Source organism: Parabacteroides sp., assembly GCF_977054455.1.
This window is the reverse complement of record NZ_CDRTCT010000008.1, coordinates 1-12607: the sequence shown is the minus strand read 5'-3', so window position 1 is coordinate 12607 and position 12607 is coordinate 1. Positions and strand designations below refer to the sequence as shown.

At 48.8% G+C, this 12607-nt stretch carries 9 protein-coding genes; 6 read left to right on the top strand and 3 right to left on the bottom strand.

What is annotated here, in order from left to right; all coding sequences use genetic code 11:
- Nucleotides 1-37: 37 nt before the first annotated feature.
- Nucleotides 38-1219: a DUF418 domain-containing protein gene (locus ACW6QF_RS05215; RefSeq protein ID WP_456087053.1), complete on the top strand. Its 1182-nt coding sequence runs from the start codon at nt 38-40 to the stop codon at nt 1217-1219.
- A 70-nt stretch (nt 1220-1289) separates the two neighbouring features.
- On the opposite strand, the gene msrB is transcribed toward ACW6QF_RS05215, so the two are convergent.
- On the bottom strand, nt 1290-2270 hold the full coding sequence (msrB, locus tag ACW6QF_RS05210; RefSeq protein WP_456087131.1) for a peptide-methionine (R)-S-oxide reductase MsrB: 981 nt from the start codon (nt 2268-2270) through the stop codon (nt 1290-1292).
- 158 nt (nt 2271-2428) lie between these two features.
- Here msrB and ACW6QF_RS05205 point away from each other — a divergent pair, with 158 nt between their 5' ends.
- The 5 genes from ACW6QF_RS05205 (at nt 2429) to ACW6QF_RS05185 (ending at nt 8323) form a co-directional block, all read left to right on the top strand.
- The gene (locus tag ACW6QF_RS05205; RefSeq protein ID WP_456087052.1) at nt 2429-3289 is read left to right on the top strand and encodes a pyridoxamine kinase; all 861 of its coding nucleotides are present in this window, start codon (nt 2429-2431) and stop codon (nt 3287-3289) included.
- Between the two features lie 50 nt (nt 3290-3339).
- On the top strand, nt 3340-4308 hold the full coding sequence (locus ACW6QF_RS05200) for a ketopantoate reductase family protein (protein WP_456087051.1): 969 nt from the start codon (nt 3340-3342) through the stop codon (nt 4306-4308).
- A gap of 108 nt (nt 4309-4416) precedes the next feature.
- Nucleotides 4417-5277: an alpha/beta hydrolase gene (locus ACW6QF_RS05195; protein WP_456087050.1), complete on the top strand. Its 861-nt coding sequence runs from the start codon at nt 4417-4419 to the stop codon at nt 5275-5277.
- A 108-nt stretch (nt 5278-5385) separates the two neighbouring features.
- Nucleotides 5386-6891: a 4Fe-4S binding protein gene (locus ACW6QF_RS05190; RefSeq protein ID WP_456087049.1), complete on the top strand. Its 1506-nt coding sequence runs from the start codon at nt 5386-5388 to the stop codon at nt 6889-6891.
- A gap of 25 nt (nt 6892-6916) precedes the next feature.
- A complete protein-coding gene (locus ACW6QF_RS05185) occupies nt 6917-8323 on the top strand; it encodes an aldo/keto reductase (RefSeq protein ID WP_456087048.1) in 1407 nt (468 codons plus the stop codon).
- 154 nt (nt 8324-8477) lie between these two features.
- Here ACW6QF_RS05185 and ACW6QF_RS05180 read toward each other — a convergent pair whose 3' ends face one another.
- Complete coding sequence (locus ACW6QF_RS05180; protein WP_456087047.1) at nt 8478-11378, bottom strand: PD-(D/E)XK nuclease family protein; 2901 nt, start codon at nt 11376-11378, stop codon at nt 8478-8480.
- A 39-nt stretch (nt 11379-11417) separates the two neighbouring features.
- Nucleotides 11418-12410 (bottom strand): L-glyceraldehyde 3-phosphate reductase, encoded by a 993-nt coding sequence (gene mgrA, locus ACW6QF_RS05175; RefSeq protein WP_298547384.1) that lies wholly within the window; start codon nt 12408-12410, stop codon nt 11418-11420.
- Nucleotides 12411-12607: the final 197 nt, after the last annotated feature.

Here is a 12607-nt window from a genome sequence, read left to right as displayed (position 1 = left end):
CCTATATTTGTGCATTGAAACTTAACAAACAACTTATATGGAACTATCAGCAAGCAAAACCCCACGTATTGAAGTGGTCGATGCACTAAGAGGATTTGCCGTCATGGCAATTATTTTAGTGCATAATCTGGAACATTTTATTTTTCCAGTCTATCCAACAGAACAACCGGCATGGCTGGCCGTCCTTAACGACGGAGTGTTTAACGTCATTTTCTCCCTGTTTGCAGGAAAAGCTTATGCCATTTTCGCTCTTCTGTTCGGGTTTACATTCTATATCCAATGTCATAATCAGGAAAAGAAAGGAAAAGACTTCGGCTACCGCTTCTTATGGCGACTGGTTCTGCTGCTTGGCTTCGCGACCCTGAACGCCGCTTTTTTCCCGGCCGGAGACGTACTGTTGTTATTTGCCGTAGTAGGCTTGGTTTTATTCTTAGTCCGCAAATGGAGTGACAAAGCGATCTTGATCACAGCTATTATATTATTAATCCAACCGATAGAATGGTATCACTACATCATGAGCCTGCTCAATCCGGCCCATGCTCTGCCGGATCTCGGCGTAGGCGCCATGTACGGCGAGGTCGCCGAATATACCAAAGCCGGAAATTTTCTGGACTTCATCTGGGGTAATATCACGTTAGGGCAAAAAGCAAGTTTGTACTGGGCTATCGGAGCCGGACGTTTTCTGCAGACGGCAGGTTTATTCCTGTTGGGACTTTATATCGGCAGAAAAGAACTATTCGTTACAAGCGAAACACACCTGCGTTTTTGGGTAAAGGTTCTTATTATTGCAGCAATCTGTTTCGCTCCCTTGTATTCTTTAAAGGAACAGATCATGGCAGGCGACAATGCCCTGGTCAAGCAAACCGTAGGGACAGCTTTCGACATGTGGCAGAAATTTGCGTTTACATTCGTCCTCGTTGCCTCGTTTGTCATCCTGTACCAGAAGGAATGCTTCAGAAAAGCGGTTTCGGCTCTGCGTTTTTATGGCAAGATGAGTCTGACCAACTATATCACGCAATCGATCATGGGAGCGATTATCTATTTCCCGTTCGGGCTATATTTGGCTCCTTATTGCGGCTATACAATAAGTCTGCTGATCGGGTTCGCCCTTTTCCTGTTACAAGTTTCGTTCTGCAAATGGTGGCTGGCAAGCCACAAACAAGGTCCCTTGGAAAGCATCTGGCACAAATGGACTTGGATGTTCTCGAACAATAAATAAAAAACATGAGGCAGTGTCCAGGGAAGCAAAAGAATCCCGACACTGCCTCATCCGATACATACGCCTGATTTTATTTCTTCAGAAGGGGCAAATAATCTCCATAACCTTCTTCTTTCATCTTTTCTTTCGGGACAAACCGCAGTGAAGCGCTGTTTATACAATACCGCAGACCTCCTTTATCGGCAGGACCATCCGGAAAGACATGGCCTAAATGAGCATCCCCCATCCGGCTGCGTACTTCCGTCCGGATCATTCCATGCGAAGTATCCGGCTTTTCGACAATCAGTTGCTTATCGATCGGTTTGGAAAAACTGGGCCAGCCACAGCCGGAATCAAACTTATCTGTGGATACGAAAAGCGGTTCGCCGGTCGTAATATCGACATAAATTCCTTCCCTATGCTCATTCCAGTATTCATTGCGGAATGCGGGCTCCGTGGCATTTTTTTGCGTTACGGCATACTGTATGTCCGAAAGTTTATTCTTAAGAGTCACATCATCCGGCTTTGCATAAACAGGACGGGCATTTGCTTTCCGCGCCAATTCGAACAATTTCGGATGAATGTGGCAATAACCGCCTGCATTCTTATCCAAATAATCCTGATGGTAGTCTTCCGCAGCATAAAAATTAACGAGTGGCATCACCTCGATGGCGATCGGCTTCGCATAGTCCTTTGCCAGCTCCTTAATGGCGGCTTCGATCACCGGAACGTCTTCTTCATCGGTATAATAAATCCCCGTGCGATATTGCAAACCGCTATCTCCGCCCTGACGGTTGACACTGGTCGGATCTATCGTCTGAAAGTATAGGTTCAACAATAGATCCAGACCGGCCGTTTGCGGATCATAAACGACTTTCACCGTTTCTACCGCCCCGGTATTCCCGGTACATACCTCTTTATAGGTAGGATTGGGAACTTGACTGTTGGCATAACCGACTTCCGTTTGTTCCACACCTCTGATCTGTTTCAGGAAATGTTCCGTACCCCAGAAACAACCGCCTGCCAGATATATCTCAGCCTTGTCTTTCATCTTCATATTTTCTTGTTTCATTAAATCAAACTCTTTCCTGTTCCCGGCGTTGCCAGCCACACTGACACATGCCAATAACAGTGCAATAATAGCAATATTTCTCATAGCCTATCTATTTCTCTAATAACAAATCGGAAATATTTTTTGTTGTTATAGAAAAATAAAGTCATAACATACAAATGGAAAATAAAGATTATCAAAAACGTGTGGCTGCCATACATGATTTGTCCGGATTCGGAAAATGCTCTCTAACTGTTGCTTTGCCTATCCTTTCCGCCGCCGGAATAGAGGCGTGCGCCATGCCGACCGCCATATTATCGACTCACACAGGAGGAATCAGCGGATACACTTACCGCGACCTGACAAGCGACATGCGGGCTTTTATGCAGCACTGGAAGTCGCTCGACATACAATTCGACGCGACCTACAGCGGTTTCTTAGGCTCGTTCGAACAACTGGATCTCGTCAAGGAGTTCTTCGAACTATTCAGATCCAAAAACAACCTGATCCTGGTAGATCCGGTAATGGCGGACAATGGCGAACTATACCGCATATTCCAGCCTGAATTTGCCGCAGGCATGCGATCCTTATGCAAAAAGGCGGACATCATCGTCCCTAACCTGACCGAAGCAGCCCTATTATTGGAAGAAAGTTACCATCCCGGTCCCTACACGCAGGCATACATTGAGAAAATCTTAAAAAAACTTAGCAAGCTCGGACCGGAAAAGATCGTACTGACCGGTGTGTACTTTGAAGAAAAGAAATTGGGAGCGGCGACCTATGACAAAAGAAATGATTCGGCAGACTACCTGTTTACCGAAAGGATACCAGGAAGTTACCACGGGACAGGCGATGTTTTTGCAAGCGCCCTGTTATCCGGCCTGCTGAATGGCTTCAGCTTGAACGAATCAGCACAGATAGCCGTGAACTTCACAGCCGACAGCATACACCGGACATATAATGCAAAAACAGATTACCGTTTTGGTGTTAATTTTGAACAATGTATCCCCGACTTTCTAAAAGAACTCAAACTGATATAGTTATTTCAATTTTATTTTCCATCTTTGTAAAAATAATAAGACAAGAATATATGAGTAAAACTAAAATAGCAATTTCCGGTATAGGAGCTGTAGGCGGTTACTACGGAGGATTATTAGCCGCCCGTTACAAAGACTCCGATAAAGTCGACATCTATTTCATCTCCCGGGGAGAAAACCTGAAAGAAATACGGGAGAACGGCATAGAAGTCAGAAATACATTCCTGACGATCAAAGCAAAACCAACCCTCGCAACCGACAATCCTGCCGAAATAGGACCGGTCGATTACCTGTTTTGTTGTACCAAAAGCTACGACCTGGAGGAGAATATAGCCCAACTGGCTCCGGTGATCGGCCCGAATACGGTTATCATTCCCCTGCTGAACGGGGCGGATATAGCGGAACGCATACAAAAGCTATTACCGGACAACGAGGTTTGGAAAGGATGCGTTTACATCGGTTCCCGCCTGGTCAGACCGGGAAAAGTGGAAAAGTTCACCATAAAGGACCGGATGTTCTTCGGTAGCAAGGACGCCCAAACGAGTACGGGCGGTTCACGAACCGTTCCGACAAAACGGCAGAAAGAATTGCAGGATATATTGGCGAACGCCCGCATCCTTACCACAATACCGGCCGATATCGACTTGGAAATCTGGAAGAAGTTCTTCATGATCTCGACTGCCGCCACTATCACCTCTTATTTCAACGAACCGATCAGTGAAGTGATAAACAACCATATCGACCTGTACATCACATTAGGTTATGAACTCAAAAGCGTGGCAGTAGCCAAAGGCATTCCCCTGCCGGACGACCAGGTATTCTCCGCCATCGACGCTCAGAAGATCATGCCGAACAACTCGACCACCTCCATGCACAGTGATTTCCTAAAAGGCAACCGCACGGAAGTAGAAACATTGACGGGCTATGTCATACGAACTGCCCAGGAATTAGGCATCGAAATTCCGACCTATCAGTTCATGTACAAAGGGTTGACCGAATTCCCCTATCCGGTGGCGGATTAATTTCCCAATAAGGGAAAGAGAGCATGTCGAAACCTAATGGTTGCCCGGCAAGCTCTCTTTTCTTATTCTTACTCTGTCCAGACAAACAAATCTAATTATTAATAGTATATGAAAAACAAATTTTACCTCTATTTTATCCTGTGCTTTCTATTCAACGTTGCAGGATATTCACAGAGTACGGTTTTCGAATCGCTCTCTTTCGAAAGTAACAAATTAGGCAGGAAAGTTTCCTACTCCATCTACCTGCCTTCCGACTACAACACCTCGAAGAGGAATTATCCGGTCCTCTACCTCTTGCATGGTTATACGGACAATGAGACCAACTGGATTCAGATGGGGCAAATGAAAACGATTGCCGACCGTGCCATCGCAAACGAGGAAGCCGCACCGATGATCATCGTCATGCCGGACGCATGGGACACTTGGTATATCAACCAATACGACGGAAAAGCGCCCTATGAAGACATGTTTTTCGAAGAGCTTATCCCCTATATGGAAAAAACATACCGGATTCGCAGTAATAAAGAAAGCCGGGCGATTGCCGGGCTGTCGATGGGCGGCTACGGATCATTCCTGTACAGCTTGCATCATCCGGATATGTTCTGCGCATGCGCCCCGTTGAGTGCCGCCGTTTTCGACGACACGGTCATGGAAGCACGAAAAAACAAATCGCATAAGGATTTATTCAACCGCCTGTTCGGACCGGGAGACGAACACTGGAGGCAGAACAATGTTTTGAAGCTCCTTTCCGACTGGGACCAAAACGACTTGCCTAAAATCCGTTATTACATTGATTGCGGTGATGACGACGGCCTGCTGGACGGAAACATGCAGGTGCACCAGATCATGAGGCAGAAAGGGATCAGGCACGAATTCAGGGTGCGCGACGGCGGCCATAGCTGGACCTATTGGCGGACAGCTTTGCCGGAAGTCCTGAAGTTTGTCAGCCAGACTTTTTGCCGAAGTTGACAAAACCGTAATATTGGTATATCAATCTGTAATTCGTATAAGTTGTAAATCATTTCCTTTCACTATTTTTGCAACATAAAATAACAGACTATCTAAAAAGAGTTTATTATGTTGCGAACAATCAGACTTACAACTGCATTTATCTGTTTTACGCTTGTCACCCTGCTGTTTCTCGATTTCACGGGGACGTTGCATACATGGTTCGGGTGGCTGGCGAAAATACAGTTCCTGCCGGCGGTATTGGCACTGAACCTCGGCGTGGTGCTGTTGCTCATTGCATTGACCTGGATTTTCGGGCGGGTTTACTGCTCTGTAATCTGCCCTCTCGGTATATTCCAGGATGTCGTTTCATGGCTGGCGGGGAAACGGAAGAAAAATCGTTTCCGGTATTCCCCCGCCTTGTCCTGGCTAAGATACGGGGTGATGGTGATCTTTATCCTTGCCATGATCAGCGGGTTAGGGGCATGGGCGGCCTTGATCGCACCCTACAGCGCTTACGGGCGTATCGCCTCCAACTTATTCGCTCCCCTCTGGCAATGGGGAAACAACTTTCTGGCCTACTTGGCGGAACGGGCGGGCAGTTATGCTTTCTACGAGACGGAAGTGTGGCTACGAAGCCTCCCGACCTTCATCATTGCCACAGTTACCTTCGTTATACTGATCATACTTGCCTGGCGAAACGGACGGACCTATTGCAACACGATCTGCCCGGTAGGTACGGTTTTGGGATTGATCTCCCGTTTCTCCGTTTTCAAGCCGGTTATCGATACGTCCGAATGCAATGGCTGCGGCTTATGCGCCCGTAATTGCAAAGCAGCCTGTATCAATGCGAAAGCACACGAGATCGATTACAGCCGTTGCGTCGCCTGTATGGATTGTATCGACAAATGCCGGCAGGGAGCCATCCGATATACCCGCAGAAAAACAGACAAGGCGGAAACACAGACCGCCCAACCGGCCGTAGACAAGCCCGACCGCCGCAAGTTCTTCACCGTATCGGCATTGCTTGCCACTTCAGCCGCACTGAAAGCCCAGGAAAAAGTACAACTCCCGGACAAGAAAGTCGATGGCGGACTGGCCATCATCGAAGATAAAAAGAAACCGGACCGAGCCACCCCGATCACACCTCCGGGTTCGCTGAGCGCCGCCAATTTCTCCCGACATTGCACTGCGTGCCAGCTTTGTGTGTCGGTTTGTACGAACCATGTGCTGCGTCCTTCGGGAAACCTGCATACATTCATGCAGCCGGAGGTGTCGTACGAACGAGGGTATTGCCGTCCCGAATGCGTCAAATGTTCGGAAGTTTGCCCGACCGGGGCGATCCGTCCGATCACGAAAGCGGACAAAACGGCTATCCAGATCGGACATGCCGTACTGATCCAGGAAAATTGCATCGTCAACCGGGACGGCGTCACTTGCGGCAACTGTGCCCGCCATTGCCCTACCCAAGCGATCCAGATGGTGGCAAAAGACCCGAACGATCCGGATTCGCCTCAACTGCCGGTCATCAACGAGGAAAAATGCATCGGCTGCGGAGCCTGCGAAAACCTCTGCCCCTCCCGCCCGTTCAGCGCCATATATGTCGAAGGACACGAACAACACCGGAATATTTAATCAAGAAATAAAAGAATCATCATATATGAAAAAAGACAATCATCAAGCGATAAACCGTCGCGACTTCCTGAAGATCGTAGGGATCAGCACGGCAACCACCGCCCCGTTGCTCTCCGGGTGCAGTCCGGACAGCAGGGTGGCCTCTGGTTCGGGAAGCTCCACCCCCATTCCCACGGACCGGATGACCTACCGCACGACACCGTCCACAAAAGACAAGGTTTCCCTCCTCGGCTACGGATGCATGCGCCTGCCGACCATTGCCAAAAACAGCGCAAGAGACAACGACGACGAAATCGACCAGGAGATGGTCAACCGGCTGACCGACTATGCCATCGAACACGGCGTGAATTACTTCGACACGTCGCCCGCCTATTGCAAGGGACGTTCGGAACATGCCATGGGGATCGCCCTCAGCCGCTATCCGCGTGATAAGTATTATATCGCCACCAAGCTCTCGAACTTCTCTCCCGACACATGGAGCCGTGAGGCCTCTATCGCGATGTATAACAATTCGCTCAAGGAGCTGCAAGTCGATTATCTCGATTACATGCTGCTCCACGGGATCGGCATGGGAGGTATGGAAGCCTACGAAAACCGGTATGTCAAGAACGGCATGCTCGACTTCCTGCTCGAAGAACGCAAGACGGGACGTATCCGTAACTTAGGCTTCTCCTATCACGGAGATATAGAGGTGTTCGATTATTTGCTTTCGAAACACGACGAATATCAATGGGATTTCGTCCAGATCCAGCTGAACTACCTGGACTGGAAACATGCCAAAGAGATCAACCCGCGAAACACCGATGCGGAATACCTGTACGGGGAATTACAGAAACGGGGGATTCCCGCCATCATCATGGAGCCGCTCCTCGGAGGACGGCTTTCGAACGTGCACGATCATATCGTCGCCCGCCTGAAACAACGCGAACCGGGACGGAGCGTCGCCTCCTGGGCTTTCCGGTTTGCCGGCTCGTTTCCCGGCGTGCTCACCGTGCTGAGCGGCATGACTTACATGGAGCACCTGCAAGACAACCTCCGCTCCTACTGTCCGTTGCAGCCGTTGACGGAAGAGGAAAACCGCTTCTTGTTCGACACTGCCGACTTGATGATGCAATATCCGACCATCCCGTGCAACGACTGCAAATATTGCATGCCTTGTCCTTACGGGATCGATATTCCAGGAATCTTGCTTCATTATAATAAATGTGTGAACGAAGGGAATGTCCCGCAGAGCGGACAGGATGAAAACTACCGCAAAGCCCGCCGGGCTTATCTGATCGGGTATGACCGCAGCGTCCCGAAACTCCGCCAGGCGGATCATTGTACCAGTTGCAACCAATGCAATCCGCACTGTCCGCAGGGGATCGATATTCCGAAAGAACTACAGCGGATCGACCGGTTCGTCGAACAACTGAAACAAGAGACGCTATAAAACGAAAGTGCCATCCCAAGTCAGGAGATTACTTTTTGTCACAAAAATGCCCGTCCCAAGTTGGGAGGACTACTTTTCATTTCAAAAGCGGTCGTCCCAACTTGGGAGAGCCGTTTTTGATCCGGAAAGCAATTGTCCGGAGACTTCCGGCTCCTTATTTTCCACAGATATCCTTAAACGGGCAATACGTGCAGGCTTTCCCGTTCGGGGTTTGTACGAACGGCGTTTCCGTCCCGAAGATTTCATCCAGGCAATTCCGCAAGCCGTTCTCAAAATCCGTATGGTAATTGGCGAAGTCCAGGACCTGTTCCGTTTTGAACCGATCTGTACGGCGGTAAATTCCGGGATCGAAAGAGGGAGAAAAGAGGGTCCGCATGTAATAGATGCCCGGCTGGATAGCAGTTGAATGCGGAACTGATCCATACATCCATGCATACATAAAGACCTGCATGACTGCCTTGGCACGATCCGTATCTTCCTTGTCGAAAAGGGCTTCGACAGAGGTAAACTGCGTCGTCCCGCTCCCACTCTTGTAGTCGATGATGCGGACGGCATCACGCACTTCGTCGATACGGTCGATAAATCCTTTCAGCTGGATATTACTTTTATCCGTCAACGAGAAAAGGCATTTTATCTTCTTTTCCGATTCGATATAACGGAAAGGAGTCAGTTTACCGTCCCGTTCCAGCACTTTCTCCACATATTTGCGAATCATCTCGCCGATCAGGAAATTCTGTCCGGTGAGCGGACGGACGATATCCGTCTTAAAGAAAATTTCGGCAAAGGCACGGGCAACCGCCCCCGTCAACATAGGCGTATCTTTGCGGATCGCTTTCAGCAGATCGGCCGTCACCATCTTTCCGCAGAAAGGCTGATACAATTCCTCCATCACCTTATGCAGGATGCTTCCGAAAACATTACTTTCGATCGTCTCGCTTACCTCCTCTTCTTCCCGTATCCCTTCGACAACGGAGAAATAGAATTTAAGCGGACAGTCCAGATAAGTATTGACCGCACTCGCCGATATCGCCCGCGTCCCGCCGTCCCGGAAGGCCGCCAGGCGGTTCATGACCTCCTCCGTCTTAGCCACCTGCAAGGCAGGGGTCTTGGAAGAAGAGACGTTGTAAATGACCAGCTTGTTCCGTATCGGTTCCTCATAATGATAATGCAACTGATGCACAAAACGGCTGACCTCGCCTGTCTGCAACCCGTTGCTCCGGGTATCATAAAGCAGGCTGACATGGCTGGCACGATAAATCAAACGGTAGAAATGATACGCCCAAACACTGTCCTGATGCTCGTATGTCGGCAAACCGAACCCCCGGCGGAGATTATAAGGAATAAATGAGTTAGCCGCTTTCCTCAGCGGGAAAATTCCTTCATTCATCGAAAGGATAATCAACCGGTCAAAGTCGAGCGCACGAGTCTCCAAAACCCCCATGATCTGCAAACCCGAAAGAGGTTCGCCATGGAAAGGGATCGTAATCGTGTCCGTCAAACGTTTCAGCAAACGGAAATAGGTCTCGATTTTCATTTCTACATTCGCCTCCCGCATGACTTCCTTCATCCGGTTGACGGTAGCGAAATAATGGAAGATGAACTCCTGCTCAATGTCGGCAATTGATAATTGACAATTGACAATTGACAATTTCTCGTCGCCCTTTTCATCGTCCATTGTGCATTGTCCATCGTCAATGGCCCTGTTAAGCTCCCGCAACACGTTAATCAGGTAATCGGAAAACATTTCCACCTCGGTCACCGGAGTAAAGAGGATGGACAACAGAGGCGTCTTATTCAGATCGTCATACGATATGTAGATCTTGTTATTTTCCGAAATGTCTTTCACCAGACCGGAAACCACCTCCGGAGAGGTTGTCGAGATATAGCGATGGTTCAGGATCGGCAAGACATCCCGGAAATAAAACACCGGCCGCCGGTCCACATAACGAACGTTCTTCTGCAAAGCCAAAATATATTCCATCAAAGAAGCCACCGGGGTACCGGCCAACGGATATCCCATCGTCACGTTGATCCGCCTGATCTGTTCGGGGATGGCATTCAGGACCGGAATCAGCAAATGCTCGTCCGGCAGAATCACAGCCGTCCGCAATGCCTCTTCCGCGCTCATTTCATCTTCCTTGCAAAGCTCGCTTAAAATACGGTGCACTTGCTTGGCCTGCCCGATACCGGAAGGGATGCCGATCACGTCAATTTGGGGAGTCGAAAGGGGAGGATCGGGAATGAATTGAGAGGGGAACCGCCGTAAATTGCGCTCCACAAAGTAAGAGGCTTTATTATCCGGATCCGTCACTTTCGGCGAAGCATAATCCCAGCAAAAATCGGCTATCTCCCGTTTCTGCAACTCGGACAGGAAACGTTCTTCAGCCACAGAAAGGGCATTCAAACCGACAAACACGATTCTCGTATAGGGAAGGTCACAACATTCGTTTTTCTCCATCTTTTCGACCACTTCCCTGAAAATCATACCCTCATACCCCTTGCCCTCGGCTGCAAGCGCTTCCCGCAAATCGGTATATAAAGCGTATAAGATCTGCCAGACTGCCAGGAACTGTTCCTGGTTGGGCGTATCTCCTTTCGGGTAGAAAGAAGACCAAAAAGTCCGGATAGCCGCGATCTGTTCGGGACTTAGAAAACTGAAATCATTCTCAATCTCACGAAGGTCTGTCACGTTTGTGAAGAGCATGCGGGCGTCAGCCATGTATTTATCGATATCATCGAAGTCATTCAGCAGCATTTCCCCCCAATAGAGGAACTCGTCGAATGTTTCGGAAGAACCGCTATGGCTCAGATAGATATCATACAGCTTAAACAACATGCTGATCCGGTCTGCTGTCTGCTTCCCGCTCAACTGTACAAACAGATCGTTGATCGTCAGGATCGTCGGAGAGAAAAGCGGCTTCTCCGACACTTCCGACAAGTACTTCTGAAAGAACAGCCCCGTACGGCGGTTCGGGAAAACAAAAGCCAGACGGCTGACTTCGGCCCCGTATTCGGAATAAAAATGGGATGCAACCTGATATAAGAAGGGTTTCATTGATTGTTTGAATTGGTAAATGCCGATTTATCTGTTACTTTATTGTAATATATTCTCTATTTCCTGTATTTCTTCCTCTGTAAAAACCATGTTTTGCAACGCCTTCAAATTATCCGTCAACTGTGCGACCGAACTGGCTCCTACCAGGACACTCGTTACCCGGTCGTCCTTCAGCAGCCAGGCAAGTGCCATTTCCGCAAGCGTTTGGCCGCGTTGCTTTGCAAGCTCATTCAATCGGCGGATTTTATTCATCTTTTCTTCCGTCACCTGCTCGCGTTGCAGATGGCCTGTAGATTTGGCAGCGCGTGAATTTTCGGGGATACCGTTCAGATATTTGTCCGTCAACATACCCTGCGCCAACGGCGAAAAAGCGATCATCCCCACCCCTTCCTGCTTCAGCAAAGGCAACAGGTCCGGTTCAGTCCAGCGATCCAGCATCGAATAGCGTGCCTGATGAATCAGGCAAGGCACGCGATGTTCCCGCAAGACAGCAAGCGCCTTTTCCGTCTGCCCGGCATTATAGTTCGAGATTCCGACATACAAGGCTTTCCCCTGTCTCACGATATCGGCCAGCGCCCCCATCGTTTCCTCGATCGGCGTCTGCGGATCCGGACGATGCGAATAGAAGATATCCACATATTCCAGCCCCATCCGTTTCAGGCTCTGGTCCAGGCTTGCCATCAAGTACTTGCGACTTCCCCAGTTACCATACGGACCGGGCCACATATCATATCCGGCTTTCGTGGAAATAACAAGCTCATCCCGATACTGTCCCAAGCCTTTCTTCAGTATACGGCCGAAGTTTTCCTCCGCCGACCCATACGCCGGACCGTAATTATTGGCAAGATCAAAGTGTGTAATCCCATTGTCGAAAGCGGTATGCGCAATCTGAATAAAGTTATTGAACACATCCACACTGCCAAAATTATGCCACAATCCCAACGAGACGGCCGGCAACAGCAATCCGCTTCGCCCGCAACGCCTGTAAACCATGTCGGCATACCGGTTATCATTTGCTTTGTACATTTCCATATTATGATATTTTAGTTACATGAATCTTTTTCAGGGATACAAATACAATCAAAAACACAAAGATAAAAATAAAATCTCTGGAATAACCTCGAAAAACGGGTGAAATGACACTAAACGACTTAATATCAGAGTTGTTACGGTGTCAAATGATGACAAGCCGAAAAAGCGGAAAACGCAAAGAAAAGCGGATTTAAGAA

Bases quoted from the DNA above. Each gene is read 5' to 3' on its own strand.
- ACW6QF_RS05215 (WP_456087053.1), top strand. From the start codon at position 38: ATGGAACTATCAGCAAGCAAAACCCCACGTATTGAAGTGGTCGATGCA.
- ACW6QF_RS05190 (WP_456087049.1), top strand. From the start codon at position 5,386: ATGTTGCGAACAATCAGACTTACAACTGCATTTATCTGTTTTACGCTT.
- ACW6QF_RS05205 (WP_456087052.1), top strand. From the start codon at position 2,429: ATGGAAAATAAAGATTATCAAAAACGTGTGGCTGCCATACATGATTTG.
- ACW6QF_RS05200 (WP_456087051.1), top strand. From the start codon at position 3,340: ATGAGTAAAACTAAAATAGCAATTTCCGGTATAGGAGCTGTAGGCGGT.
- ACW6QF_RS05185 (WP_456087048.1), top strand. From the start codon at position 6,917: ATGAAAAAAGACAATCATCAAGCGATAAACCGTCGCGACTTCCTGAAG.
- msrB (WP_456087131.1), bottom strand. From the start codon at position 2,270: ATGAAACAAGAAAATATGAAGATGAAAGACAAGGCTGAGATATATCTG.
- mgrA (WP_298547384.1), bottom strand. From the start codon at position 12,410: ATGGAAATGTACAAAGCAAATGATAACCGGTATGCCGACATGGTTTAC.
- ACW6QF_RS05195 (WP_456087050.1), top strand. From the start codon at position 4,417: ATGAAAAACAAATTTTACCTCTATTTTATCCTGTGCTTTCTATTCAAC.
- ACW6QF_RS05180 (WP_456087047.1), bottom strand. From the start codon at position 11,378: ATGAAACCCTTCTTATATCAGGTTGCATCCCATTTTTATTCCGAATAC.